The organism is Candidatus Dormiibacterota bacterium, assembly GCA_035532835.1.
Classification (GTDB): domain Bacteria; phylum Vulcanimicrobiota; class Vulcanimicrobiia; order Vulcanimicrobiales; family Vulcanimicrobiaceae; genus DAHUXY01.
Genome location: DATKQG010000053.1, coordinates 1 through 26,900, shown reverse-complemented (window position 1 = coordinate 26,900; position 26,900 = coordinate 1). Strand labels below are relative to the sequence as shown.

The 26,900-nt window shown below is 62.6% G+C and carries 18 protein-coding genes; 6 read left to right on the top strand and 12 right to left on the bottom strand.

Annotated elements, in window-relative coordinates; translation table 11 throughout:
- Positions 1-5: 5 nt before the first annotated feature.
- Positions 6-2,858 carry a BTAD domain-containing putative transcriptional regulator gene (locus tag VMW12_06930; protein ID HUZ49458.1) on the bottom strand — a complete coding sequence of 951 codons (2,853 nt, stop codon included), beginning with the start codon at positions 2,856-2,858 and terminating at the stop codon, positions 6-8.
- Between the two features lie 132 nt (positions 2,859-2,990).
- Between VMW12_06930 and VMW12_06925 the strand changes: the two genes are divergently transcribed.
- Positions 2,991-3,407 carry a response regulator transcription factor gene (locus VMW12_06925; GenBank protein HUZ49457.1) on the top strand — a complete coding sequence of 139 codons (417 nt, stop codon included), beginning with the start codon at positions 2,991-2,993 and terminating at the stop codon, positions 3,405-3,407.
- Positions 3,408-3,411: 4 nt separating this feature from the next.
- Here the strand turns inward: VMW12_06925 and VMW12_06920 are convergent, their stop codons facing one another.
- Positions 3,412-3,933, bottom strand: a complete 522-nt coding sequence (locus VMW12_06920) for a hypothetical protein (protein HUZ49456.1) — start codon at positions 3,931-3,933, stop codon at positions 3,412-3,414.
- Between the two features lie 136 nt (positions 3,934-4,069).
- The gene (gene rpoC, locus VMW12_06915; protein HUZ49455.1) at positions 4,070-7,864 is read right to left on the bottom strand and encodes a DNA-directed RNA polymerase subunit beta'; all 3,795 of its coding nucleotides are present in this window, start codon (positions 7,862-7,864) and stop codon (positions 4,070-4,072) included.
- A gap of 272 nt (positions 7,865-8,136) precedes the next feature.
- On the opposite strand from rpoC, the gene VMW12_06910 reads away from it, so the two are divergent.
- A complete protein-coding gene (locus tag VMW12_06910) occupies positions 8,137-8,655 on the top strand; it encodes an NAD(P)-binding domain-containing protein (GenBank protein ID HUZ49454.1) in 519 nt (172 codons plus the stop codon).
- 3 nt (positions 8,656-8,658) lie between these two features.
- Here the strand turns inward: VMW12_06910 and VMW12_06905 are convergent, their stop codons facing one another.
- Positions 8,659-9,450 (bottom strand): alpha/beta hydrolase, encoded by a 792-nt coding sequence (locus tag VMW12_06905; GenBank protein HUZ49453.1) that lies wholly within the window; start codon positions 9,448-9,450, stop codon positions 8,659-8,661.
- On the bottom strand, positions 9,447-10,373 hold the full coding sequence (locus tag VMW12_06900) for an NAD(P)-dependent oxidoreductase (protein HUZ49452.1): 927 nt from the start codon (positions 10,371-10,373) through the stop codon (positions 9,447-9,449). The genes VMW12_06905 and VMW12_06900 overlap by 4 nt, the downstream gene beginning before the upstream one ends.
- 145 nt (positions 10,374-10,518) lie before the next feature.
- Here VMW12_06900 and VMW12_06895 point away from each other — a divergent pair, with 145 nt between their 5' ends.
- From VMW12_06895 to VMW12_06885, 3 genes are all read left to right on the top strand, one after another.
- A complete protein-coding gene (locus VMW12_06895; protein HUZ49451.1) occupies positions 10,519-12,687 on the top strand; it encodes a TonB-dependent receptor in 2,169 nt (722 codons plus the stop codon).
- An 85-nt stretch (positions 12,688-12,772) separates the two neighbouring features.
- Complete coding sequence (locus tag VMW12_06890) at positions 12,773-13,240, top strand: hypothetical protein (protein HUZ49450.1); 468 nt, start codon at positions 12,773-12,775, stop codon at positions 13,238-13,240.
- Complete coding sequence (locus tag VMW12_06885; GenBank protein HUZ49449.1) at positions 13,240-13,611, top strand: hypothetical protein; 372 nt, start codon at positions 13,240-13,242, stop codon at positions 13,609-13,611. Before VMW12_06890 ends, VMW12_06885 begins: the two co-directional genes overlap by 1 nt.
- Here the strand turns inward: VMW12_06885 and VMW12_06880 are convergent.
- The 6 genes from VMW12_06880 to VMW12_06855 all read right to left on the bottom strand — a co-directional run bounded on the left by VMW12_06880 (position 13,608) and on the right by VMW12_06855 (position 24,787).
- Positions 13,608-15,788: an EAL domain-containing protein gene (locus VMW12_06880; protein HUZ49448.1), complete on the bottom strand. Its 2,181-nt coding sequence runs from the start codon at positions 15,786-15,788 to the stop codon at positions 13,608-13,610. The genes VMW12_06885 and VMW12_06880 overlap by 4 nt on opposite strands.
- A gap of 68 nt (positions 15,789-15,856) precedes the next feature.
- Positions 15,857-16,306: a GNAT family N-acetyltransferase gene (locus VMW12_06875; protein ID HUZ49447.1), complete on the bottom strand. Its 450-nt coding sequence runs from the start codon at positions 16,304-16,306 to the stop codon at positions 15,857-15,859.
- A gap of 79 nt (positions 16,307-16,385) precedes the next feature.
- Entirely contained in the window at positions 16,386-20,144 is a 3,759-nt protein-coding gene (gene rpoB, locus VMW12_06870; GenBank protein HUZ49446.1) for a DNA-directed RNA polymerase subunit beta, read from the bottom strand.
- Positions 20,145-20,432: 288 nt separating this feature from the next.
- Positions 20,433-23,414, bottom strand: coding sequence for a hypothetical protein (locus VMW12_06865; protein HUZ49445.1), 2,982 nt, complete (start codon positions 23,412-23,414; stop codon positions 20,433-20,435).
- A gap of 110 nt (positions 23,415-23,524) precedes the next feature.
- Positions 23,525-23,728, bottom strand: coding sequence for a hypothetical protein (locus VMW12_06860; GenBank protein HUZ49444.1), 204 nt, complete (start codon positions 23,726-23,728; stop codon positions 23,525-23,527).
- Positions 23,729-23,797: 69 nt separating this feature from the next.
- Positions 23,798-24,787 (bottom strand): zinc-binding dehydrogenase, encoded by a 990-nt coding sequence (locus VMW12_06855; protein HUZ49443.1) that lies wholly within the window; start codon positions 24,785-24,787, stop codon positions 23,798-23,800.
- Positions 24,788-24,893: 106 nt separating this feature from the next.
- Here VMW12_06855 and VMW12_06850 point away from each other — a divergent pair, with 106 nt between their 5' ends.
- Entirely contained in the window at positions 24,894-26,432 is a 1,539-nt protein-coding gene (locus tag VMW12_06850; protein ID HUZ49442.1) for a DHA2 family efflux MFS transporter permease subunit, read from the top strand.
- A gap of 2 nt (positions 26,433-26,434) precedes the next feature.
- On the opposite strand, the gene VMW12_06845 is transcribed toward VMW12_06850, so the two are convergent.
- On the bottom strand, positions 26,435-26,900 hold a 466-nt coding region (locus VMW12_06845; protein HUZ49441.1), incomplete at its 5' end, for a GNAT family N-acetyltransferase.

Below are 26,900 nucleotides of genomic sequence, written 5' to 3'. Positions count from 1 at the left end.
GCACGCTACGAAACCAACGCCGTGAGCGACGCCGAGGGTTCGCATCCGAGTTCGTCCAGCAGCGCGCGACGATATCGGCGATACTGGCGAACCGCCGCGGCGCGATCGCCGAGTTCCAAGTGCGCACGGATCGCGATTTCGCAAGCGGGCTCGTCGCACGGGTCGTGCGCCAGCGTCTCCTCGCAAAAGCGCAACGCGCTGCTCGCATCGTTGCTTGCGAGCGCATCGCTTGCCAGACGATGCGTCGCCCGAACGTGAAGTTCGCGTAAGCGGCGTTCGGTTGGTCCGAACCAATCCCATCGCAGCATGCGTTCGGGACGCTTCGTCCCCAGCTGTCCGGCGAGCCGCTCCAATGCGTTGCGGTCGTCTTTCGTATGCGTGCTGCGGCTCAGCAAGATGTTGGCACTGCGCTCTATCTCCCAAAGATCGACGCGCGCGTCCCCATGCAAGCGATATCCCTCGCCGTCTCGCACGACGATATCGTCCCTTCCCAGGTGGCCGCGCAACCGATGTAGCGCCACGCTCAGCGCGTTGCGAGCCGCATACTCGTCCTGCTCCGGCCAGAGGATCGACGCCAGCCGCGCGCGATGGAGCGTCTCGCGGCGTATGCCTAGCGCGACCAAGAGTTCCAGCTCGCGATTCGAGAGCGTCACGGCGGCGCCATTCACGCAAACGGCCCCGCGGACCACCTCGATTTCGATCGGTGCGACTGCGGGCGAACGCTCGCGCTCGAAGCGACGGATGTATTCGGCGAGCATGCCGGTGGGAGAGCCGCCCGCAGCCAGCACCGCAATCGATTCCACGAGTTGCGCGGATTCGCAGCGCGCGGCGGCCTCACGCGCTACGTCCAAGTATTCGGCACGCTTCAATTCGTCGCTCAACGCGACCGCGATTGCCGCGAGCGCCTGCAGAAACGGCGAATGGGCGCGTTCGGCAAGCGCCAACGCCGAAGCGGCAAGCCGCCTGGCTTCTCGTGCGTCCGGCGATCGCGTGGCGGCGATCAAGCGCGCATACATCACGAACTTGGGGCTGTCGGCGTCGCTCGGCTCAGCCTCGCGGCCGCACGCAGCCGCCGCTAGATACGCGAAACCGCGAATGCCGAAACGCGCGACCTTCGAGTCGAGTTCCTCTGCGTAGCGAACGGCCAACGCGTCCTCGCCCGCAAGCCAAGCGCCCACCAACGCCTCGGCGATATCGAACGCCACGATATTCGAGAGGCCGGACGACCGTGCGCGTTCGATCGCTTGTTCCAAAAAGCGCCGTTCGACGGCGCGTTCGCCCCGCACGCGAGCGATGTCCGCACCAAGCGTGGCGAACGTACCGGCAGCCATCACGTCCAAATGCGAGACGAAGGGAAGCGCGCGCGTGAGATCGCGTTCGGCCTCATTCAGACGTCCCATTCGCGCGCTCGGCAGCGCCCGCAGATACGGAATAAACCCATCGAGGAAGGCACGCGGAGCTTCGACGTTGCGAGCCTGCTCCGCAAAGGCTTCGACCAGCGCGAACGCTTCTTCCATCAGCCCGAGATGGATCATGAAGACGACCCGAAAGAGGACGATATAGTAGCGCTCGATGAGGGATACGTCGGGAGAGAGCAGGCGCCAGATCGCCGTCGCCTCGTCGAGTAACGGCTCGGCGTCGACGCAAAACATTCGCAACAGCGCGGTGACGCCCCACAAACGCGGATACCGTTGGATCAGACTCTGATCGAGTTGCGAGAGCACGAGCGCATAGGACATCGACGGCGCCGGGTCGCGCACGACCTCGTGTTGTCCGAGAGCGCGCGCCGCAGCCTCTTTATCCCCGCGTGCCAAATGGAGTTCCGCCGCCCTTGGAAAGCGGCCGTTGGATTCGTGATAGGAGGCCACCGATTGAAGCAATGCGTCCCGACGCTCTTGGTGGTGTTCGAGCAGCAGCGTTGCGAGTAACGGATGCACCGCATATATACCCTTGGATCCACGCGCGACGAACGGCGACTCCTTTGCGAACTCCCAGAGTTGACGCACGAAAGTCGCATCGTTCGATATGCCGCGCAAATCGAGATCGGTGGCGCGAGGAATGCAAGCGCACGCAACGATGGCCTGCACGAGTTGCGGTTCGAGCGAAGCCAACACTTCGTCGGCGAGATAATCGTGCAATTCGTCGAATGCAAGGTCGTCGAGGCGATCGAGGAGCGTCGCGATCCTTCCCTCGGCCGCGAAGCGCCGCAGCAGCAGCACCGCGATCGGCCATCCTTGGGAGACGGTGACGATCCGTTCGACCGAATCCGCGTCCTCGACCATCGTCGCAAATATCTCGCGCACTTGTTCGTCGTTAAACGCCAAATCGTGCGCGTGAAGGACGACGATCTCGTGCGGCGCGGCAAATCGCGTCAAATGCATGCGCAGATCTTCTCGCGAGCAAATGACGATCGCCCGTCCCTCGGGACGCGTGGCAAGAAGCCGAGCGAAAAAATCGCGGGCCGAACCCGAGCGCGCGAGGTGCTCGCAGTTCTCAAAAACGATGGTCCCGTCCGAGGGTTGGCGCCATGCATCGAGCGTAATATTCAAGCGTTCGACGATGGTCGTTCCGCCGTCGCCCAACTTCAATTCGGTTTGCGTCAGGCCGTGCTCGCGCTCGGGGTTTTCGATCGCAAGCGAGGGGATCAGCCGGCGCGCCAGATCGACATCGTCGCGCACGCCGCTGCAGTCGCAGATGGCCCATGCGCCCGCGCTCTCTAGATACTGTCGCACCAACGTCGTTTTCCCGAAGCCTGCCGGGGCGAGCACGGCGACGATCTTGGGGCGTGCGCGTTCGAGACGCTCTAAGAGCGCCTGACGCCGAATCTCAAGCTCGGGGCCGGACCGTGCCTGCCGCATCGCCTCTTAGGTTACACCCCAAGCAGCCGTAAGCATTCTGTAATAGCGCTAACCCGGGCCGTAAGACCCATGAAAGGGGGGGCTGTTAGGCTAAGACGGCCAGCCGAGCCACGGAAAGGCACAGGACATCGAATGACCGCTGTCCCCACCCCAATCGTCCAGGTCCCGCGCTTACACGGCGATCGCTCTCCCATTCTCGCGGATGCGATTGCCCAACTGATTGCAAGCGAACCGGAACTCGCGAGCATCACGCTCGCCGAGTTCGCTGCGCGGCCCCGTAGCGCCGGCACGCGCTCTGCGCCGGACCGGTTGCTCACGCCCGTTCCGAGCGCTGCCGTTGCTCTCCAAGATATCGGCCATCTGCTATCCGAGCGCGAGCTTGAAGTGGTTCGCCTCGTCTCCGAAGGGCTCTCGAATAAGGACATCAGTCACCGCCTGGGCCTCTCGGATAAAACCGTTAAAAATCACATATCGCACATCCTTGCGAAGCTCAATCTCACCGCACGGACGCAGGTTGCCGTGCTGGCCATTCGCGGGGGCTTTGCCTAGGAGGCTACGCGGCAAGGTCGCGACCGCCGCGAACGATCGCCAAGCGCGTCAGGCGCCCCGAGCCCAGATCGTACACCAACACTCCCCGTAAGCGGTGCGTTTGCCACAAACGCGCCGCTTCGCGTATGCGGCGAAAGACATCCAAGCGCCGGGCGTCGAGCGGCAAGCGGCGCATGGCGACGGCGTAGAGCTCTCCGCGATGGCCGCGTACGACCGCATCGAACGGGGCGGCGCTCCGCCCGACGGCTACGAGGTCGCGCCGTCGGATGGCGAAGATCCTCGCTGCCAAGCGCGAGCGCAGAAAAAGGCCGAGTTCGGTGACGATCCGATCGCGCTCGGCGAAGAGTAACGTCGGACGCACGCCGTTGGGCGCCGCGCTTGAAACCGCCCGCTCGAACCTTAGCAAGGCTTCATTAACGAGCGAACGCGGCGTCACTCGCCCGGCTGCCAGGGCCCCGGCAATCGCGCGGCGAGCCGCCCGTTCGGCGAATACGGGGAATCGGTCGGCGGCGAGTAGCGAATCCATAGCCCATTCAGCGTAGCGGGGTCTCATGCCAAGTGTATGGCATAGATACCCCCTCGATTCGAACTCGGAATGTAAAACGTCCCGGCTGCAATATCTACAACCGGGGCGTTTCACTTGTTACCAACGCTAGCGAGCGTTAGAGGTCTTCGGGATTGATGCCCTTGATGCGATCGTACTGCGTCTTTTTGGGCGCAGCGTGCACCGCAACGTGATCCTCGTACTCACCTTCGTATTGCACCGTGAGCGGTTCGCGATTCTTTTCGTATGCGCTTACCAATCTGCTCACGTTGTCGCCGTTCGCGCCCATCGTCGCTTCGATTAACGCCGCGTCGTCGGCCGTCATGCTGTAGGCCGTTGCGGCTTCGAGCGGCTGGCGCGGACGCCCGTCGTCGTCGACATCCTGGCCCTCGGGAACGATATCGATGTTGCGATAACGCGACATACCGGTACCGGCCGGGATCAGCTTGCCGATGATGACGTTCTCTTTGAGCCCCAAGAGCGGATCGTATTTGCCCTTGATCGCCGCGTCGGTGAGAACGCGGGTCGTTTCCTGGAAGCTCGCCGCAGAGAGGAACGATTCGGTCGCGAGCGAGGCCTTGGTCACACCAAGCAACACCGGGTTCGCGGTGGCGATGGCCAGTTTCTCGGCCTTGACTTTCTCGTTGTTCTCGTGGAACGTCGCCGCTTCGACCAGTTGGCCGGGCAGCATTTGCGTATCGCCGCCTTCGACGATCTTGACCTTGCGCATCATCGAACGCACGATCACTTCGACGTGCTTATCGTTGATGTCCACGCCTTGCGAACGATAGACCTTCTGCACTTCGCGAACCATGTAGTTCTGCAAAGCGGTCTCGCCTTTGAGGCGCAAGATGTCGTGGGGGTTGAGCGAGCCTTCGTTGAGTTGGTCGCCGGGTTTGACCGTGCCGCCGTCCTGCACCGCGAGATGCGTGCCGAGCGGTACGTCGTATTCGTGGTTCTCGCCCGCTTCGTCGATGACGAAGATGATGCGTTTGTTCTTTTCGTCGCCGAACTTAATCGTGCCGGCGACTTCGGTGATGACCGCTTGGCCTTTGGGTTTGCGCGCCTCGAAGATTTCTTCGACGCGCGGAAGGCCGGTGATGATGTCTTCGGTTGCGACGCCGCCGGTGTGGAAGGTGCGCAGGGTGAGTTGCGTACCCGGCTCGCCGATCGATTGCGCCGCGATGATGCCGACGGCCGTGCCGATATCCGCCTTCTTACCGGTCGCGAGATCGCGGCCGTAACAGAGCGAGCAGACGCCGTACTTCGATTGGCACGTGAGTACCGAACGAATCTTGACCTGCGAGATACCCGCATCGACCAAGGCCTTCGCCTTCTCTTCGTCGATCTCTTGATCGCGCGCGACGATCGTGGTGGTCGGGCGCTTCGGATCGACGCGGACCTCTTCGGCAGCGCGGCGGCCGACGATGCGGTCGCTGAGCGGCTCGATGATTTCCTTGCCGACGCGAATATCGCCGACCGTGATGCCGTGGTTGGTGCCGCAATCTTCCTCGCGGATGATCACGTCCTGGGCCACGTCGACGAGACGGCGCGTCAGGTAACCCGAGTCGGCGGTTCGCAGCGCGGTATCGGCCAAGCCTTTACGCGCGCCGTGCGTCGAGATGAAGTACTCCAGAACCGTCAAGCCTTCTTTGAGCGAAGCCTTGACCGGGATCTCGAGGATGCGCCCCGACGGATCGGACATGAGTCCGCGCATACCGCCGAGCTGCTTGACCTGAGCGATCGATCCACGAGCACCCGAGGTGGCCATCATGAAGACCGGGTTGAGCGGGTTCTGGGCCGCCTGCATGGCAGCCGTGACCGCGTCGCCGGACTTCGACCAAATCTCGATCGTCTTCGTGTAACGTTCGTCGTCGGAGATAAAGCCTTGGTCGAAGAGCCGATGGAGTTCGTCAACGGCGCTTTGGGCCTTATCGAGAATATCGTGCTTGGCTTGCGGCACGACGATATCGCTGATGGAGACGGTCGTCCCCGAAAGCGTTGCGAAGTGGAAGCCGAGTTCCTTGATGGCATCCAAGAAGCGCGCGGTCTCCGCGTTGCCGTACGTGCGGTAACAGTCGGTGATCGTCTTCTTGAGCGCACCCTTATCGACGATGCGGTTGACGAACGCGTGGTTCCAACGATCCGGGAACGCCATGTTGAAGATGACGCGACCGATGGTGGTCCGGATCAGTTCGCCTTTCCAACGAACGTAGATCCACTCTTGCAGGCCTACGGTGTTGGTATCGAACGCGATGACGGCTTCTTTCGCGTCGTAGAACGTCGGCAGCGCACCCGGTGCGTCGTCGGAAGGAGCGTGCTTCTTCTTCGCGCGGGCCGGGGGCTCCAAGTCCTCGGCGGAGATTGCCCCCTTAGCCGGCCCAACGTACTCGTTGCGCTGGAACGTGAGGTAGTAGAGGCCGAGCACCATATCTTGGGTCGGAATCGATACGGGGTTGCCGTACGCCGGAAGCAAGATGTTGTTGGAGCTGAGCATCAGGATGCGCGCTTCAGCCTGCGCGCCGGCGCTGAGCGGGAGATGGACGGCCATCTGATCGCCGTCGAAGTCCGCGTTGTACGGCGTGCAGACGAGCGGATGCAAGTGGATGGCTTTGCCTTCAACCAGCACCGGTTCGAACGCCTGGATGCCCAGACGATGGAGCGTGGGTGCGCGGTTGAGCAGCACCGGATGCTCCTTGATGACTTCTTCGAGCACGTCCCAGACTTCCGGACGGACGCGTTCGACCATGCGCTTCGCACTCTTGATGTTGTGCGCGAGCGCGCGATCGACGAGCTTTTTCATCACGAACGGTTTGAAGAGCTCGAGCGCCATCTCTTTGGGCAAACCGCATTGGTGCAGCTTGAGCGACGGGCCGACCACGATGACCGAACGGCCGGAGTAGTCGACGCGCTTTCCGAGCAAGTTCTGACGGAAACGCCCTTGCTTGCCCTTGAGAATGTCTGAAAGCGATTTAAGCGGGCGATTGTTGGGGCCGGTAACCGGCCGGCCGCGCCGCCCGTTATCGATCAACGCATCGACCGCTTCTTGCAGCATGCGCTTCTCGTTTTTGATGATGATCTCGGGAGCGTTGAGTTCGAGCAACCGCTTGAGACGGTTGTTGCGATTGATCACGCGACGGTAGAGATCGTTTAGATCCGAGGTTGCGAAACGGCCGCCGTCGAGCTGCACCATCGGGCGCAGTTCGGGCGCGATGACCGGAACTGCCGAGAGTACCATCCACTCCGGCTTGTTGCCGCTGGCGAGAAACGCTTCGACGACTTCGAGGCGCTTGATCGCCTTGAGGCGCTTCTGACCCGTCGTTTCCTTAAACTCTTTGCGGAGCTCTTCTTGCGATTTCTTGAGGTTGAGGTCGCGGAGCAATTCGCGGATCGCTTCGGCGCCCATGCCGGCCTTGAAGCGGTTGCCGAACTTGTCGCGGGCTTCGCGGTATTTCTGCTCCGAAAGCACTTCGCGTTTGACCAAGTTCGTATCGCCGGGATCGATCACGACGTACGCCGCGAAGTAGATCACCTTCTCCAGCTGGCGCGGCGACATATCGAGCAAGATACCGATACGGCTCGGGACGCCCTTGAGATACCAAATGTGGCTTACGGGTGTCGCAAGCTCGATGTGCCCCATGCGCTCGCGTCGCACTTTGGCGCGCGTGATCTCGACGCCGCAGCGATCGCAGATCATGCCCTTGAAGCGGATCCGCTTGTACTTACCGCAGTGGCATTCCCAGTCTTTGGTCGGGCCGAAAATCTTCTCGCAGAAGAGACCGTCACGCTCGGGTTTGAGGGTGCGGTAGTTGATCGTTTCGGGCTTCTTTACTTCACCGAACGACCAGGCGCGAATCTGCTCGGGCGAAGCCAAGCCGATGCGCATCGCATCGAAGTTATTGACGTCAATCAGGTTCACGAAGGCACTCCGTCATACCGGCGCCCGCCGATGGCCGCTGACGCAGGGAGCGCGACTCACGTTGTCACGTAAGGGTTCCCACCGTTGCTTCCTACCGGATCCACGAGCCTCCAGGCGTATCGCGATCGTCATCGCGGGTCCCGGGGGCCGGGGCACAGACGGTCATTATATCACAATGCCGGACATGCTTCAAACCCCGAGATTGCTACCTTCGACATAGTTCGTATCCGTGTGTAAAGGCCTATCCTTTGGGGGAGGGGATACGTATGATGATCGGCATTCTTGGAACCACGAGCAAGGCAAGCACACTCGCAAAAATCTTCACCCGGGCTGGATCGGTGACCGTCAGCGATCCAGGCCATGCGGATCGCGCCGAACGCTTGGCGGCCGAGTTGGGAGCCGGGGCCGTGGCCGTCACCCCCTATCGGCAGGCGATGACGAGCGATATCCTGATTTTTGCCATGGATTGGCTGGACCTCGATGCTGCCCTCACGCAGCTGGGCCCGCTTCCGAATCGAATCGTCATCGACGCGATGCTCCCGGAAGCCACGATAACGCAGAACGGCGCGCGGACGCTCGCCCACAAACTCGATAGCCCGCATGTGGTCGAGGCCTTTGTCGAGCCGCTCCCATGGAACGGTGTCGTGAACCTCTGCGCCGACGACCCGGATGCGCGGGCCCGCGTTACGAAGCTGCTGCGCGAATGCGGAATCGAAGCGCGCAACGGCGGCCCGCTCGCCAGCGCGGGAACCAACGAGCGGCGCGCTCGGGCCCTCGCGTCGTAGCCCCTATGCGCCGGCTCGCAGAAACCGGCGCATCTCACGCTCGAAGGCTTCGAAATCGGTACGGTGGAGGCTGTGTCCGGCTCCGGTGAAGGTGACGATCTCAACCGCCGGCGGAACCATCGCCCGCACGCGCGCCAGCGTAGCGGCGTCGACGATCGATTTGCCGGGATCGGCCATCGCTAACAGTAGCGGGCGGTCGTAAGCGGCAAGCGCCGCCGGTAAGGGCCAATCGCCGATCGGATTCTCACGCTGCAACCCCGCGATGGGCGCCGCGCTCATCGAGCGCATCGCATGGACCTTGCCTTCGACGTCGAGCGGATGGCCCGGATACTCCGAGCGTACGCGCTGCTCCCGCTCGTCGCCCTGCAACGCAAAAACATCGTCGAGCTCGGCGAGGTATTCGGCGTACCACACGTCCGGCGCTTGATTGAGCATCGGGTCGATCGCCACGACACACCGTGCGCCGATCGGCGGAGCACCGAGAATTGCGACCGCACCTCCCCACGAGTGCCCTACCACGACGTCGATCGGCTCGGCGAGACCGCCTGCGATCTCCGCCAGGTCGCGCACGCCGCGCGAGAGCGCCATGGGGCGGTGGACCGATGCGGCGTCCCCATGGCCGCGTTGATCGTATGCGAAGACGCGGTAACGATCCGAGAACGCCTGCGCCAAGCGCTCCCAGCCCTTGCGCGAACTGGTCATGCCGTGCACGAGCAGCATCACCGGGCCGGACGTGCCCCAACGTTCGAGGATGGTCTCCGCTCCGTCTTCGAAGCGTACGGGTAGTTCGCTCACGTTCTCGAACCTTTCGCCGCGTCGCGGGCATCCTGCCCGTGACGCTTGGCAAACGTCAGTTCCGACACGCCGGATTTATCGAGGCCGCCAAGTCCCAACTGCTTCATGAGTTCGAACTGTCCCAGCGCGGCGGCGGCGACCGGCAATCGCAGATCGACGTCGCGTGCCAACGCGAGCGCGATGCCGGAATCTTTCGCCGCGTGGTCGGCCGAGAAAAACACTTCGTGATCCCGGTTCTGCATATCCAGGCCATCGGTCTCCAGCACGCGTGAGTTTGCGCCGGTCTGCGAGAACACTTCGCGCACGACATCTAAGTCTAGACCGAGAGCGTCGGCTAGGCCTAGCCCCTCGGCGAGTCCCGCCGTATTGACGTTCATCACCATATTCACCAGCGCTTTGAGTTGCGCGGCTTTCCCGGCCTCGCCAACATAGCGCAGCGAGGCACTCATCTTCTCCAGCACCGGCCGAGCCGACTCGAACACGTCCTTGTGGCCTCCAACCATCAAATACAGCGAGCCCTCGCGCGCTTGGGGAATCGAACTCGCCATACAGGCTTCGAGCGAACGGCCGCCCCGCTCTTCGGCCAATCGTTCGACTTCGACATGGACGGCCGGCGTCACGGTAGCGGTGTTGATGAAGATCCGCCCGGCCGCGCCTTGCAACAGCGAATCTCCCGCGGTCGCGAAAATAGCGCGCATAGCCGCATCGTCGGTCACGACCGTGATGACGACATCGCTGAGTTCCGTGACGCGGGCGAGCGAGGCGGTCACTTCGCCGCCGGTCTCCCGCGCCGTTTCGCAAGCGGTGTCCGCGTGGATGTCGTAGAGGGCTGCGATCGGGTAGCCGACATCGTGGAGCCGTTTGGCGATGCCGGCGCCCATGCGTCCGGTCCCAACGATACCGATTCGGGGCAACGTGGTCATATCTGCGTCTCCTGGCTGGCGTTTACATTGACGCGGCCGCGCGCCGCGTCGAGCGACGGAGCGTTTTCGGGCGTCCCCGTCCATAACCCGTCCCGAACGGGATTCGACGATGCATTGAGGCACGCTCTGCCGTACAGTAGCCTTCATGCTCCCGCTCGTGCTCTCATCCACGCTGTACGTCACCAGCAGCATCGACGGATCGCCGATCGACGATGCGCGGGTTGTGGCGACCACCGTTTCCGGTACAACGCTGGAACGCCGGAGCGATCGCAACGGCATCGTCGTCGTTCCCGGCGCGATCGCGCGTGTGGTCGTTTCGGCCCCTGATTGCCGCCCGTTGAGCCTCGATCGAGCGATCGGGGCCGCAGTGCATGTCACGCTCTCGTGTACGCCCCCGGTAATCGGAAAAGTCTCCGTTGCGACCGGCTCGAGCGAATCGCTCCACCGGCTGCCGGTCGCCGCTTCGGTGCTCGATCGCACGGCGATCGTCAATTCGCCGGCCCTCTTCTCCGATGAGTTGCTGCGCGCGTTGCCGGGCTTCGACCGCGATCGCAGCAACAGCGCATTTACCAATTACGGCCAACTCCGCGTTTCGTTCGGCGGCGCAGGCTCGGATCGTGGGCTCGTACTAGCCGACGGCATTCCGGCTCAAGACGGTTTCGGCGGACAAATCGACTGGGCCGCCTATCCGGTGAGCGACATCACGCGCGTCGAGTTGCTTCGCGGCGCAGGGTCGGCGCTCTACGGCGCGGGAGCGATCGGCGGCGTGATGCAGATCGAAACCTACGCTCCCCCAAACCCGCAATCGCCGAACGAGGCGCTGATCGGCCTTGCGGGCGGATCGCATGCCTTCGCGCACGCCTACGTCCGCGCGGGCACGCACGTCGGCTCTCGCCTGGCCGCATCGGTCGCGCTGGAGAGCGATCGACTCTCCTATGCCGACCTTCCACCGGCGTACGCGAGCCCCATCGATAGCCCGGCCCAAGCGCGCGCCGCTATGGAATCGGTACGGCTTCGCTACCGTCCCAGCGGTGGAGAGATCGTCGATGCCGATTACCGCGGCGCATACGATTATCAGCAAGAAGGGCGCCCGAATTACGATTTTGAGCGGCATCTCTCGCAAGAGCATCTGCGCCTGCGGATACCACGGCCCCATTCACTCGTCGACGTCAACGGTTACGTCCGCAACACCGGCATTACGAATCGCGCGGACGTCTTTCCACAAAAGCCCGGCACGCTGCGATACACGCAAGACGTGCCGACATCCGAGCGCGGGGCGTCGATTGCCTGGACGGTCGATCGTGCCGCATCGACATTCGAGGCGCGCGCCGATCTGCGGAGCGTGTACGGCGACAGCCTCCAATTTGGAGCCAACGGCGCGTTCCAGAGCGGCGGCAGCGGAAATCAACAACTCGCCGGAATCGCGCTGCAACAAACGCTGCGATTCTCGCGCACCGAGTTCGTCGCCGGCGCGCGCGCCGACGAGGTTGGTTTCTCCAACGGAAGCACGGCCGGAGGCGGCGGCAGTATCGCAGCTCCACCGCGCATCGATCGCGCGATATCACCCCGTTTGGCGGCGCGCTACGACCTCGGATCGCATCTTGCCCTACGGGCATCGATCGGTACCGGTTTTCGCGCGCCGTTCCTCAACGAACTCGTGCGCGGATATCAGATCGGTAGCGTCGCCTACGAACCGAATCCGTCGTTGGTTCCCGAACGTAGCGCATCGCGCTCGATCGGCCTGGATTACCTCGAGACGGCGCGACACGTCTCCCTGGATTACACCCAGACGCTAGTCGGCGATGCGATCATGTTTCGAACGATCGACCCGACCCATCAGCTTCGCAGCAACGTCGCTCGCACCCAAACCGACGGCTTGACCCTCGCATACGAGCAGAACGCCGGAGCGTGCGCCCGTTTGACCGGTTCGGTGACCGATCAATTCGCGCGGGTGACCGGCGGCGATGCGGCGATCGTGGGGAAGCGTCTACAATACGTCCCCGCGATCGACGCCACGCTCGGCGCCGAAGACACGATCGGAGCCGTCCGCGCGGGCCTTTCCATCGCGTACATCGGCCAGACATTTGCCGACGACCTCAACGCGCAACCATTGGGCACGGCTATCGTCGCCGGCGCGCACGCCATCGTTCCGCTGGCCCGGGGCATGCGCTTGGTCGCCGGCATTCAAAACATCACCGGCGCCCACTACCTCTCGAGCATCGACCGTTACGCGATGCCGGCGATCGCATCGATCGGCCTTGAAATTCCGCTCTCGGCCAAGCAACCGGCACGTCGTTCCGATCGTTGCCGCTAACGCACGCATTTCGCAAGCGCACGTTTCGTTGCAGCCTGGATCGGGAAAGCCCCGAGAGATGATTCAACCTAGGAGGAAGTTTTCTATGCTCAAGATCGTTCGACGCTCGATGGCCGGAGCGCTACTGTTCGCCGTTCTCGCGGTCGTGGCTCCGGTCCAGCCGGCAAGCGCTAACGGAGCGGCCAGTACGAGAAACATCCTTTTGCTAGGGGGCGCGGCCGCAACCTACCTCATCATTCAACATAATCGGAAAGTCCACGAAAAGTACGCGCAGTACGACCGTCAGCAAGCGGCTCTTTCGCAACAGCGTAACAACGCCTATGCGGCATACAGTCAGGAGCAGCACGCATACGACCAAGAAGTCGCGGTTAACGGCGAACTCAAGAAAGAGATCGCCTACCAGCACGAGGTGATCGGCCAACAACGCCATCAACTCGCCGCACTCAACGTCCATCGCTCCTTCGCGGACACGCGCGTCTCGCAGGTACCCAATCCCAAGGGTCGCGGCGTCCGGCAAGTCGCCATGACGTCGTACGGATGGGGAACGATCTAATGTCGCTGCGCCGCTGGCTCTCGGTCGCCTTATTGGCGGCGCTCCCGGCGTGCGGCGCGATGGCGGCTTCCGGCACCGCCGCACGCGCGGCGGATAGCGTGACGAAGGACGTCTACAATAACGACGCGCAGAGCGTGGCCGCCCAACTCGATGGGCCGCTCCAATCCCAGGTCTCGCGCGGCGAAGTCGGGATGCTCTCGGATAAAATGCACGCGCTCGGCGCCTACAAAGGGCTCACGTACGTCGCCGGCGATCCGGCGAAGAACGAATACACCTACCGCGCGAACTTCGATAAGGGTAGCCTAAACGTCGTGGTCCGGGTCGATAGTGATGGAAAGCTTGGAGCGTACCGCGTCTTCGCGGGCAGCTAGATCGCGATGCTCACGTCGAGTACCGTCCGAGTAAACAGATCGGCCGGAAGCGGATGGCCCAGGGCATAGCCCTGGGCCAAGTAGCAGCCGATGTCGAGCATCGCCTCGACTTGCATGGCGTTCTCGACGCCTTCGGCAAGGACGGTCATACCGAGTTCCGAGGCCAATCGAACGATCGTGGTAGCCACCGCTTTTGCCTTGGCGTCGACCTCGCTGCGGTTGACGAAGGTCCGATCGATTTTCAGAATTTCGGCCGGGACGTCGCTGACGCGCCCAAACGTCGATCCGCCGGTACCGAAGTCGTCGATCGCGGTCATCACCCCGATGCGCCGCAAGGATTGCACGAGCGCCGCAACCTCGCGTTCGTCACTGGCAACGAGTCGCTCCGAGATTTCGACGACGAGCACGTCGCTCGGAAGGCCGGCGCGCAAAATGGCCTCGCCGATGCGCCGGGAACAATCCCGGTCGACGGCTTGTCTTCCAAAAAGATTGACCCACACTTTGAAGTCCGGGACAGTCGCGCGCCATATCGCCGCCTGAGCGAGGCTCCGATCCACGACGTTCCAGCCCACACGTTCGCTAATCGCCAACCGCTCGAGCATGTCGATGAAACTGTCCGGCGTGACGATGCCACGTTCGGGATGAGCCCACCGCAGGAGCGCCTCGGCTCCGGCCACGCGCCAAAACTGCGCTTCTTTGTCGTAGGCAAAAATCGGTTGGAAAAACAGCACGAACTCGTCGCGCTCGACCGCGCGATGCAGTTCGCCGACGAGTGAAGGTGCGGCGCCGGCCTGTAATTCCGGAGAGTAAACGACGCCGCGAGTAGGCGTGCGTTTCGCATGGTGCAGTGCCAGATCGGCCTTGCGTAGCACGTCGTCGGCAGAGCTAAATCGCACCATGCGAACCGCTCCGATCGAGGCCGAGACGAAGATGCGCGATCCCTCGACATCGAACGGCGCCTCGAAGAATCCGCGTAGCTCGGCCAGCAGCGCGTGGGGGCTACGATCGTCCACCAGTGCGACCGCGAACTCGTCGGCGCTCAATCGCGCTACGTAGTACGACGTCGGCAGTCCCGTGCGCAACCGGACGGCAAGGTCTGCAAGCACGCGGTCGGCGTTGACGCGGCCCACTCCCTCGTTCAGCAGCCGCATATCGTCGATATCGAGAATGACCAGGATGAGCGAAGCGTCCGAATGCCGCTCGATCCATTCGATCAGCGGCTCGCGATTCGGGAGGCCCGTGAGTTCGTCCACGAACGCGCGCCGCTCTAAACGTACCGTCAACGCGTCGCGCTCCGCAGATACCGCCCCCAATAAGAGCGACATCAGCGCGGACGCGAGCAAGAACATCTGATATTCGGTGTTATCCAGGTTCGTCGTATTAAACGCAAAGTGCAGCACCGTCGAGGATATATCGGTGACGACGATGCCCACGATCGCTCCGCCCATGCCGAACCGGATCGCTAAGACCGCCAGCGGCACGAAGGCGAGTTCTAGTGCGGGGGTTCCCACAACGGGACGAATCACAAAGGCGGCGCACACCACGATCGCCGTCGTAATCGATGCGAGCACGAGCTCGCGCCCCGCGTGGGGGCGCCGCGTCAACAGCGACGTCCGCATGGCATTCCAGTCCGCGAAGGCGGTAACGGCGGGCACGATGACGATGATCGCGACGGCGTCGCCTGAGAAGAACCGCACGTAATGAATCAACGCACGTTCCCACGTGAGGTCGTGAAAAGCGACCGCGACGAGCATTTCGACGAGATTGATCACGATGGGTGCCGCTAGGACGAGCAACCCGCTGAACAGGGCCACTTCGCGCAGGCTTGCGAGCGGAAACCGAACGCGCATGCGCTGGAGCAACCAACACGTGGCTATACCGTAACCGGCTCCGGCGATCGCCGGCTCTACGATCTGACCGGCTAGCGAGATACCCGGCGCGTTCCCTATCGCGATTCGCAGAGCTATCGCAACCGCAATCAGCGGCGACCATCGCCAGCCAAGCATGAGAAAAAGCAATACGTCGAGCGCGGCGTCGATCGACCAGGATCCGATGCCCGGAACGAGGGCCGTATGCCAGGCCAGGTAGTTGGCCAGCGGCCACAATAACAGAAAAACCGCCACATAGATGGCCGTCTTTCGCGGATGAATCGCACCGGGTTCCCGCAATCCGAGCACCCTTTCTTCTTCACTACCGTAGGCTGCGCGCCTGCCGAGGCGTATGAGCCTTTATGACGCTCTTTGGCCTATAGCGGCTTTGCCATCATGCTATACTCCGCCGCAAAACCGGAGCGTTCGTATAGACGGCGAGCGCGGAGATTCCCATTCATCACGTTGAGCACGAGCATGCCCAGGCCACGCTCGCGCGCCCACTCCTCCGCCGCAGCGATGAGCGCCGAGCCGATCCCGCGTCCATCTTCGGCGACCGCGATCTCCGAGAGCTTCGCCATATCGGTACCGCGATAGAAATCCTGAATCACGAGCATCCATGCAAAGCCGACGACTCGCCCGGCTTCGGTAGCGACCAAAACTTGCGACCTATCCGAGACTTGAGCGAGTGCCCGCTCGACTTGGCGTCGCGTCCCCGCATTGACCTCGTCTGGCGTTCGCCACGAAGGCAACTCGAACTCGGCAAAGCGACCGGTGAGGGCCAGGATCGCCGATCGATCTTGGGCATGCGCAAGACGAATCTCCATGCGCGCGACTTCTTGCAGCAACGCAAAAGGTCCGGCGAAATCGCCGGACCTTTTTGCATTTGCATCCGCTCTGGGAAGACTAGAAGTCTTCTTCGGTCGTGTTGCCTTCGTTGAACGGCGTCTCTTCGTCTTCCTCGAACGTGTCGCGGTCGGCTTCGTAGACCTCGTCCTCTTCTTCCTCGAGTTCGTAGCCTTGGACGCCTTCAGGAACGTCGTCCTCGGCAGCGTCTTTTTCTACTTCGAACACTTCGTCGGTTTCGAGTTCGCGCACCGGAGGGGCCGTGGGGAGCGGAGCGATCGCGTCCAGCGGCTTGCTGTCGTCGATCTCTTCCTCTTCCTCTTCCTCTTCGGGCTCCGCGATGGCGCCTTCCAACGCGCCCTCGGCGACGGCTTCGGCAACTGCCTCGCTGGCGGCGACCGCCGTTTGCGAGACGACCGGCTGGTCGTCACCCATGAGCAGACCGATCTCCTGGCGCTCGCGCTCGCCCATATCGTCGTCGGAGATCTTGATGTCGACCTCTTCGCGATTCTCGGTGAGCACCTTGACGTCGAGCGCTAGCGACTGCAGCTCCTTGATGAGGACCTTGAACGATTCCGGAACGCCGGGTTCCATGACGTTCTCGCCCTTCACGATGGCTTCGTACGTCTTGACGCGTCCGACGACATCGTCGGATTTCACGGTCAAGAGTTCCTGTAGCGTGTACGCCGCACCGTAGGCTTCGAGCGCCCAGACTTCCATTTCGCCGAAGCGCTGGCCGCCGAATTGGGCCTTACCACCGAGCGGTTGCTGCGTGATCATCGAGTACGGGCCCGTAGAACGCGCGTGGATCTTGTCGTCGACCAAATGCGCGAGCTTGAGCATGTAGATCATGCCGACCGTGATCGGGCGGCTGAAACGATCGCCCGTGCGACCGTCGCGCAGCCACGTTTTGCCGTCGGACGGTAATCCGGCGTCTTGCAGCCACTCGGCGATATCTTCGGAGTGCGCGCCGTCGAAGACCGGGGTTGCGACTTGCAGCCCAAGCATGCGAGCGGCCCAACCGAGATGCGTTTCCATGATCTGACCGAGGTTCATACGCGAGGGGACGCCGAGCGGATTGAGCACGATATCCACGGGCGAGCCGTCTTCCATGTACGGCATATCTTCTTCGGGCAGGACCTTGGCGATTACGCCCTTGTTACCGTGGCGCCCGGCCATCTTATCGCCCTGCAGAATCTTGCGTTTCTGCGCGACGTAGACGCGTACCAGATGGTTCACGCCCGGCGAGAGTTCGTCGCCGTTTTCGCGCGAGAACACCTTGACGTCGATGATCTTGCCTTTTTCGCCGTGCGGTACTTTGAGCGAGGTGTCGCGAACTTCACGCGACTTCTCGCCGAAGATGGCGCGCAGGAGACGTTCCTCGGCGGTAAGCTCGGTCTCGCCTTTCGGCGTTACCTTACCGACCAGGATGTCTTCCGGACGCACTTCCGCACCGATGCGAATGATGCCGCGCTCGTCGAGATCCTTGAGCGCATCTTCGCCGACGTTGGGGATATCGCGCGTGATCTCTTCGGGCCCGAGCTTCGTATCGCGCGCTTCGCACTCGTACTCCTCGATGTGAATCGAGGTGAAGCGATCTTCTTTGACCATGCGTTCGCTGATCAAGATCGCGTCTTCGTAATTGTACCCTTCCCACGGCATGAACGCGACGAGCACGTTCTGGCCGAGGGCCAGCTCGCCGTCTTGCGACGACGGTCCGTCGGCGAGCACCTGGCCGGCGGCGATCTTTTCGCCCAAGGCGACGATCGGGCGCTGGTTGATGCACGTGCCGGCGTTGCTGCGCACGAACTTGAGCAGATCGAAGTGCCTTTCGGTACCGTCTTCGATCTTGAGCGTGATGCCCTTTGCATCCACGTTGGTGACCACGCCCGCGACGTCGGAGACGATGAGCGAACCTGAGTCCTTTGCCGCACGATACTCCATCCCGGTACCGACGATCGGCGCATCGGGCCGAAGCAGCGGCACGGCCTGACGCTGCATGTTCGCACCCATGAGGGCACGGTTTGCGTCGTCATGCTCGAGGAACGGAATGAGCGCCGTCGCGATCGAGACGATCTGCTTGGGCGACACGTCCATTAACTGAACGCGCGCTGCAGGTTCCTCGATGTACTCTTCGGCGTAACGACAGACGACCGAATCCGACTCGATCTTTCCCTTGGGATCGAGCGGCGTGTTCGCCTGAGCGATGATGTATTCGTCTTCCCGATCCGCCGTGAGATACACGATCTCGTCGGTGACGATGCCGTTCTCTACCACGCGGTACGGCGTCTCGATGAAGCCGAAGCGATTGACGCGCCCGAAGGTCGCGAGCGAGCCGATCAGCCCGATGTTCGGGCCTTCCGGCGTCTCGATCGGGCAGATGCGTCCGTAGTGCGAGTGATGCACGTCGCGGACTTCGAAGCCGGCGCGTTCGCGCGAAAGACCACCCGGTCCAAGCGCCGAGAGCCGGCGTTTGTGGGTGAGCTCGGCCAGAGAGTTGGTTTGGTCCATGAACTGCGAGAGTTGCGAGGAGCCAAAGAACTCTTTGATCGCGGCGACGACCGGGCGGATGTTGATCAGCGCCTGCGGCGTGACCGTTTCGATGTCTTGCACCGTCATGCGCTCGCGAACGACGCGCTCCAAGCGCAACAGGCCGACGCGGAACTGATTCTGGAGCAGTTCGCCGACCGACCGCACGCGACGGTTGCCGAGGTGATCGATGTCGTCCTTAGCGATGACGCCGGTGGCGACTTTGATCAGCCGGCGAATCACCGCGATCATGTCGCTGCGCATCAGGCAACGCGTGGCGATCGTCGGCTCTTCGAGCCCGTGGTATTCGTTGATGGCAATCGTGGGCTGGTTTAAGCGCTCGTCCACATCCGGATTCTCCATCCGGTAGTGGAACTTGCCATTGAGCTTATAACGCCCGACGCCGGCCAAATCGTACCGCTTCTCGTCGAAGAAGAGCGATTCGAGCAGCTTCTCTGCGTTTTCGGCGTTCTCGGGCTCTCCCGGACGCAGCTTTTTGTAGATCTCCTTGAGCGCGTCCTCGCGGGTTTTGATGTCCTTGTCTTTATCGATGGAGTTCTGGACCAAGGGCGACCCGTCGAAGAGCGCCAGGATCGCTTCGTCGCTCTCCCAATCGTAGCCGAGATCCGGGCGCGAAAGGGCGCGGATGAACGTCGAGACGTAAATCTTGCGATTTTTGTCGATGCGTACGCCGATCGTGCCTTCGGTTTCGTCGTTCTTGGTGCCGTTGTCGGTCTCGAACTCGATCCACGCGCCGCGGTTCGGAATGATCGTCGCGTTGTACGTCGGGCGCGAGTTGGTGTCGGAATCCTGGCTGTAATAGACGCCCGGCGAGCGGACCAGCTGGCTCACGATCACGCGCTCCGCGCCGTTGATCATGAACGTCCCTTTGTCCGTCATCAGCGGGAAATCGCCCATGAAGATTTCCTGGTCCGGAATGCCTTTGATCTCGCCGGATTCGGCGGTGATGAGGCGGACGCGCACGCGCAGCGGCGCGCTGTACGTCATGTCGCGCTCGCGGCACTCTTCAATCGAATACTTGGGTTCGCCGAGCGAGTGCTCGCCGAACTCGAGGATCAGGTTGCCGGTAAAATCCTTGATGGGTGAGATCGACGCAAAGGCATCGCCCAGGCCGTCGTTCTTAAACCAATCGAAACTGGCTTTTTGCAACTCGATGAGGTTGGGGACCTCGAGCACGTCGGAAATCTTCGCGAACGTATACCGACTTCGCTTGGGGCCCGGATCCGGCGGTTGCTCGATCGTAAACGCGCCGGTCGGCATCGGGAACATGTTCATTGCCGACGAACCGTTCGATGCACTCGGAGCGGCCGCGCGTTTCGACTTGCCCTTCGCACCTGCGGAGCTCTTCGCAGGGGACTTCGGAGCCGTCGTTTTCGCCATTCTTTATATCTCTCAAACCTTGGTGGAGGGGAAGCGCGCTTTGCCCATGAGCCGTAAACGCACGAAAAGAGAACGAGCGCGACCCGGCTGGCCGGTCACGACTCGCCCTTCTTCTTATAGTGTGGCTATTCGCCGCAGGGCATAGGAGAGTAGTCTAACACCACCCGCCGCCGAGCGTCAAGGATGCATCAGCGCATCGGCTTCCACCATGAGGGCGTTGGCCTGTCCTTCCAGGACGTGGAGAACCTGGGTCTCCGCTTGGGTTGGCGCGGCATCCGCGGACGCTACCGAGGAAGCCAGGAAGCTGAGCTGCCCGTAGACCTGCTCGGGGTATCGAAGGGCGTCCTCCGCCTGGGTGACTTCCGGGTTGTACAGGCGATGCAACAAGGCGTCTGCTTTGGCTGCCTTCGGCCCGCCTTTGGCCTTAACGGCACCCAAGCGGTCGATGGAAACCGTCATCCGGCTCAAGTCGGCGCGTACGCGCAGCAAGAATGCCTGCTGTTCGCGTAGCGCTTGCATGCTTACGTGGACGCGCGGGTCCATCGCAACGCGAAGCGGGCCACTCGCCGAGGCCGCCCCGCTGGTAACGCGCACCGTGTAGGTACCGGGGAGGACGCGGGGGCCGTCGAAGCCGCCCTTCGCCCACGGCACGAAGCCTTTCACCGGCTTGATGGCGTCGTAACGCAGATTCCACCACACGCGATTGACGCCGGCGCGCGGCTTCTTGACCGCGATCGTGCGAATGACGCGCGCGCCGTCGAGAACCTGGACTCGCACCGAAGTACCTTTAGCCGGCATCGTCTTCAACGAAAAGTTGATATCGGCACCGTACGGCGGATTGCTTCCGGTAAATTGCGAGACGGAGTAAGCGCCGTGGAGGTGATATCGGTAGGCGGTTCGCAGCGTGAAGAGGTGCAACGGCTGCGCGAGTACCTTTGCGTCGAGCTCCTGCAACGGGTGAAGATCGTCGAGAATCCAGATCCCGCGCCCGTGCGTGCCGACGACCAAGTCGTCGAACCGCTTCTGAACCGTGAAGTCGTAAACGGGCACGACCGGGAGATGATTGGCGAACGCGCTCCAATGCGCGCCGTCGTCGAGCGAGTAGTAGAGGCCCGTTTCGGTACCGACGTAGAGGAGGCCGCGACGAATCGGATCGGGACGGATCATGCGCGCGTATGCATCGGTCGGAAGATTGGACACGATGCTGCTCCACGTGCGGCCGTCGTCGCGCGTCACGAACAGGTGCGGCGCGCGATCCCCCCACTTGTGACCGTCCGCCACGAGATAAGCGGTGCCCGCTGCGAACGGCGAAGGCGCGACATAGTCGACTCGCAACCACCGCGCACCCGGAGCGTCGTTGAGGGCGGCCGGGGTAACGTTTTTCCAGTTCCCGCCGCCGTCGCGCGTGAGCCAGACCCGGCCGTCGTCGGTTCCCGCCCAAATCGTTCCGTCGCGCAGCGGCGACGGCGCGATCGAGAACACGACATCGTAGTATTCGACGCTGGTGTTATCCGGCGTGATCGGCGTGCCGGAGATGCCCTGGCGCGCGCGGTCGTTGCGCGTCAGATCCGGGCTGATGGCGTGCCACGTAGCGCCGCCGTCGTCGGTTTGGAAGATCCGGTCGGCGCCCATATAGAGCCGATGCGGATGCTGTGGCGACATCGCCAGCGGCGAGGTCCACTGGAAGCGATATTTGAGCGGCGCAGCAGGCCAGCCCATGGCATCTTCGGGCCACACGTCGATCGCGCGCGATTGCGTGGTACGACGGTCGTATTGGGTTACCGACCCCTGGTATCCATCGCCGTAAATCAGATTTGGGTCGGCTCGATCGATGACGATCCATCCGCTCTCGCCGCCACCCGCACCGAAAAACGCATCGGGCGATATTCCGCCGCTTGTGAGACTATTACTCGGGCCGCATGCGCTGCCCGAATCCTGATCTTCGGAACAGATCGTGTACGGGATGCGATCGTCGGTGTCGACGTGGTACGACTGCGCTACCGCCATCGAAGCGTTGAGCCACGTCGTACCCGCGTCGTAGCTCACTTCGGCGCCCCCGTCATTGGCCGCAATCATGCGAGAGGCATTCGTGGGATCGATCCACAGTTGGTGGTAATCACCGCCGCGGGTGCGCTTGAGCTTGCTCGCCTTGATGCCGCCGTCGGTGCTGCGCCACATCTGCACCGACATAAAATAGACGCGTTCTTTATTCTTCGGGTCGACGGCGAGCGACGTGAAGTAGAACGGGCGCTGATCGATCCCGTGCGAAGCGTTGACCATCTTCCACGTCAGGCCGCGGTCGTCGCTGCGCCAGAGCGTTCCTTGCGACGATTCGATCAATGCGTAGACGCGTTGCGGATCGCTGGGTGCAAAGGCAATTGCGATTCGCCCCATCACCGAAGCCGGCAGTCCGTGCCCTTGCAGGCGCGTCCAATGATCGCCGCCGTCGGTCGATTCGTAGATGCCGTCGCTCGGGCCGCCGCTATTCAGATGATACGGATTGCGCCAGCCTTCCCACATACCCGCGAAGATGACGTTCGGATCGGTGGGATCGATCGCGATACTCGACGCGCCGGTGCGATCGTCGGTGTAGAGCACCTTCGTCCAGGTCTTACCGCCGTCGAGCGTGCGATAGACACCGCGATCTTCGCTCGGCTTGTACACGTTACCGAGCGCGGCGACGAACGCGCGGTTGGGATTATGCGGGTCCACCGCAATCGCGCCGATGTGACCGGTATTCGCTAGCCCGGCATGCGACCACGTCTTGCCCGCGTCGCCGCTGCGCCAGACGCCGTCACCAAACGCCACATCGTTGCGAAGATTCGATTCGCCGGTGCCGACGTACACGACGTTCGCGTCCGATGGGGCGACGGCGACCGCGCCGATCGAACTGACCGGTTTGCCGTTGAAGACGGAGTTCCACGTGACGCCTCCGTCGGCGGATTTAAAGAGGCCCCCTAAACCGCCGGCATAGTACACCGTAGGATCGCCGACGACGCCGCTAACGGTATCGATGCGTCCGGAGAGCGGACCGATGTTGCGAAAATGCAGAGACGAGAACGTCGCATCCGAAAGCGTCTGCGCGGAACCACCCGCTTTCGTAACGCCAAAGGCCAAAAGCAGCAGTGCGACCGCAAAAACTCGACGGCAACCGTTCACATCGTCTCTTTCCACATAACAATAGCAAGCGAACTGTTGCATCGATATCGGCGGAGATATCGGAAATACCTCGCGCCGATGGGAAAGCCGCGCGCGTTGCGCCGCGGGTGTTAGTCGCCCTGGGTGAGGAAGCGAGACCCGATGGCGCTCGCGGGGACGGCCGTACCGGCCTTGCGCGGCCGCTTGCGCCGGCGCGCTTCCCACCAAGCGCCGAACAGCAACGCAAAGGCGCTCCCCGGGATCAACAGGGACGCAAAGAATGCGAAGGTCTGAATCGCGTAAGGGTGGGATGGATGATTGCCTAGGCCGCCCATGGTGTCCTCAGGGGTATCGTTGAAAAATGTGCCCGGATCATACCATAGGTAGCCGGCGGCGTCGCCGCCTTATGGCGCGAATAAAACCTTCCCGGGACGCCCCGGCTGCTCGGCTGCAAGCACTGCGGCCTTGCCGTCCGAGAGCGAAAAGACCGCGCTCACCGGCAACGGTAAATTGTTCGTAAGGGCGAGGCTAAAGATCTGCTGTACGGCCGCGGCGCGCTCTTGCTGCGAGGCGCGCGACATCCAGGCCGTCATCCAGAATCCGCGCACCACGGTTTCGTTGAAGATCATCAAGCCCGGATCCAATCGCATCGCGGCAGCGGCAAGGCCACCGAATATGACATACTCGCCGCGCCGCCCAAGAATCCGCTGAAGCTCGATCGACTGCGGCCCCGTCACCGAATCGATCACGCGCGCGACCGGCTGGTCGCCGGCGATGGCCCGAACCTCGGCGGCCCAGTCATTCCCCTCGGTTACCACGACGTGCTTGGCACCGAAGGCCCGTAACGCATCGGCCGAGCTCTCCCGGCGCACGAGATTGATAACGTTGATACCGCGCGCCTGCGCCAACCGCATGAGGATGCGCCCGACGGCTCCGTTCGCCGCGTTCTGCACGATCCACGCCCCCGGTTCGACGCGCAAATCGTCGAGCAGTATCAACGCGGAGAGCGGCATGGCCATCAACTGCGATGCGACGTCGTCGTCGAGCGCTTCGGGCATCGGCACGCATTGCGACGCCGGCGCGATCAGGTACTCCGCCCACGCTCCTTGGACCATGGCGGAGACGCGCGCGCCGATCGGCAACGTCACGCCGGCGCCCACCGCGTCGACGCGACCCAAAGCCTCGGTCCCGCCGGTCGCCGGGAGCGGCGGTTTCACGCCGTAGGTTCCACGAATCGTCGAGAGGTCGTGGTTGTGGATCGGCGAGCGCACCACGCGCAGGCGCACTTCGCCCGCGCCGGGCTCGGGTTTCGGTACCTCGACTGCGGAGAGAACCTCGGCCGGCTCGCCGATGCGGTCGTATCGTAATGCTTGCATCTCGTGCGGCGATTGCACGCCTGGAGTGCACCAGCCTGCACTGCGGACAACTTCTGCGCATCGGCGGAGCGACAGGCATTTTGGGTGCAACCGCGTAGATAGTTAGCCGGTTAAATAATCGAAAATGCAGGCAGCCTTAAACGACTCCTCGGCACGCCGTTCGACGAATGCGGCGGCGCCCGGCTCCACGCGCGAGATGCTCATTACCATCACGGTGATGCTCGGCGTCATCATGGCGATTATCGATACGACCATCGTGAACGTTGCGCTCGGCACGATCGCGGGCAATCTTGGCGCATCGACCGACGAAGTCTCCTGGGTTGCAACCGGCTACATCCTCGCGAACGTCATCGTCATGCCGCTCAACGGGTGGCTCACGGCGTACCTTGGGCGCAAGCGCTTCTATGCTGCATCCCTGGCGATTTTCACGATCGCTTCGTTGCTGTGCGGGACCGCCACGAGTATTTGGCAACTCGTCTTCTATCGCGTGCTGCAAGGCTTCGGCGGCGGTGCGCTCCAACCGACGGCGCAGGCGATTCTTTTCGAGACGTATCCGGCGGCGAAGCGCGGCGCCGCCATGGCGATCTTCGGCTTAGGCGCGATGGTCGGGCCGGCGGTCGGTCCGACGCTCGGCGGCTACCTCGTCGACAACGCGAGCTGGCCGCTGATCTTCTTCATCAACGTACCGATCGGGATTCTCGCGGTCGTGATGACGCTCGCTTTCATTCCGAATCCGTCGTACATCGAAAAGCCCAAGAGCGGCATCGATTGGACCGGGCTCGGGCTCATGACTGCGGGCCTGGCATCGCTGCAATACGTGCTGGAACGAGGCCAGCACGACGACTGGTTCAATTCTTCAACCATCACGATCCTCACGATCACGTCGGTCATCACGCTCACCATCTTCGTGTTGAAGGTTCTGCGCGATAAGGAACCGCTGGTCGACCTGCGGGTCTTTCGATATCTTTCGTACACGATCGGAAACATTCTGGGCGTCATCAGCGGATTTGGGCTCTACGGAACCGCGCTGATTCTGCCGCTCTTCATGCAGGAGACGCTTGGGTTCACCGCGTTCGATACGGGGCTGGCGCTGATGCCGGGCGCTGGAGCGACGGCGATCAGCATGCTGGTTGCCGGGAGGCTCGTCAACCGCATGGACCCGCGAGCGCTGATCGCGTTCGGTTTCCTGATGTTCGCGCTCTCGACGTGGTGGCTCGGCGGCCTAACGACGCAAGCCGATTACTGGAACATCTTCTGGCCGCGCGTGGTCCAAGGGCTTGGGCTCGGGTTCCTGTTCGTACCGCTCTCCACGGTTTCGCTCGGCGTCATTCCGATGGCGGAGATGGCGAACGCGACCGGCATCTATTCGCTCGTCCGTCAACTCGGCGGAAGTTTCGGCATCGCGATTCTCACGACGCTTCTCGAACGGCATACGGCGATCGCATGGAACGAACTCGCCTCCGGCGTGACGCAGACGCACGGCGTTTCGATCGCTACGCTCACGCAACTCGTGGCGCAACAAGCCACCATGATTGCCTACAACTACCTGTTCCAGTTCTGCGCAGTCGTCTTCCTGATCGCGATTCCGCTCGTGCTCTTCATGCGTTCGCCCAAGCGCGAGGCGGCGGCCGCAGCCGCGGCAGCCGCAATGATGGCCGAATAGCGTTAGAGCGCCCGCTCCATCGCGACGTGCGCGATGCCCGCATCGAGAAACGGCTCGCCGTAGGCCGTGAATCCCGCGCGCTCGTAGAACGCGAGAGCGTGGGTTTGGGCGAAGAGTACGGCGCGCGCGATGCCGCGCCCACGCGCCTCGGCCATGAGGGCGTCCAGTACCATCCGCCCCACGCCGCTCCCGCGAGCGTCGGGCATCACCGCCATGCGCCCGATCTGCGCGGCCCGGTCCTGACGCAGAAAGAAGCGTCCGGTGGCCACCGGCAGCGTGCCGTCGTACGCCAACGCGTGCAACGCGGCGGCATCGGTACGATCGTGTGCGTCGATTTCTTCGTTCTCCGGCACGCCTTGTTCGTCCACGAAGACGGCAAAACGAATCGTCATCGCTTCGCGCATGCGGTTCGCGTCCCGAATGTCAAACAACTCAACCCGAACGCTCATCGGCCCAGGCTTCGCACGG

Bases quoted from the DNA above. Each gene is read 5' to 3' on its own strand.
- VMW12_06920 (HUZ49456.1), bottom strand. From the start codon at position 3,933: ATGGATTCGCTACTCGCCGCCGACCGATTCCCCGTATTCGCCGAACGG.
- VMW12_06930 (HUZ49458.1), bottom strand. From the start codon at position 2,858: ATGCGGCAGGCACGGTCCGGCCCCGAGCTTGAGATTCGGCGTCAGGCG.
- VMW12_06860 (HUZ49444.1), bottom strand. From the start codon at position 23,728: ATGGGCGGCCTAGGCAATCATCCATCCCACCCTTACGCGATTCAGACC.
- VMW12_06850 (HUZ49442.1), top strand. From the start codon at position 24,894: ATGCAGGCAGCCTTAAACGACTCCTCGGCACGCCGTTCGACGAATGCG.
- VMW12_06895 (HUZ49451.1), top strand. From the start codon at position 10,519: ATGCTCCCGCTCGTGCTCTCATCCACGCTGTACGTCACCAGCAGCATC.
- VMW12_06900 (HUZ49452.1), bottom strand. From the start codon at position 10,373: ATGACCACGTTGCCCCGAATCGGTATCGTTGGGACCGGACGCATGGGC.
- VMW12_06885 (HUZ49449.1), top strand. From the start codon at position 13,240: ATGTCGCTGCGCCGCTGGCTCTCGGTCGCCTTATTGGCGGCGCTCCCG.
- VMW12_06875 (HUZ49447.1), bottom strand. From the start codon at position 16,306: ATGGAGATTCGTCTTGCGCATGCCCAAGATCGATCGGCGATCCTGGCC.
- rpoB (HUZ49446.1), bottom strand. From the start codon at position 20,144: ATGTTCCCGATGCCGACCGGCGCGTTTACGATCGAGCAACCGCCGGAT.
- VMW12_06925 (HUZ49457.1), top strand. From the start codon at position 2,991: ATGACCGCTGTCCCCACCCCAATCGTCCAGGTCCCGCGCTTACACGGC.
- VMW12_06910 (HUZ49454.1), top strand. From the start codon at position 8,137: ATGATGATCGGCATTCTTGGAACCACGAGCAAGGCAAGCACACTCGCA.
- VMW12_06890 (HUZ49450.1), top strand. From the start codon at position 12,773: ATGCTCAAGATCGTTCGACGCTCGATGGCCGGAGCGCTACTGTTCGCC.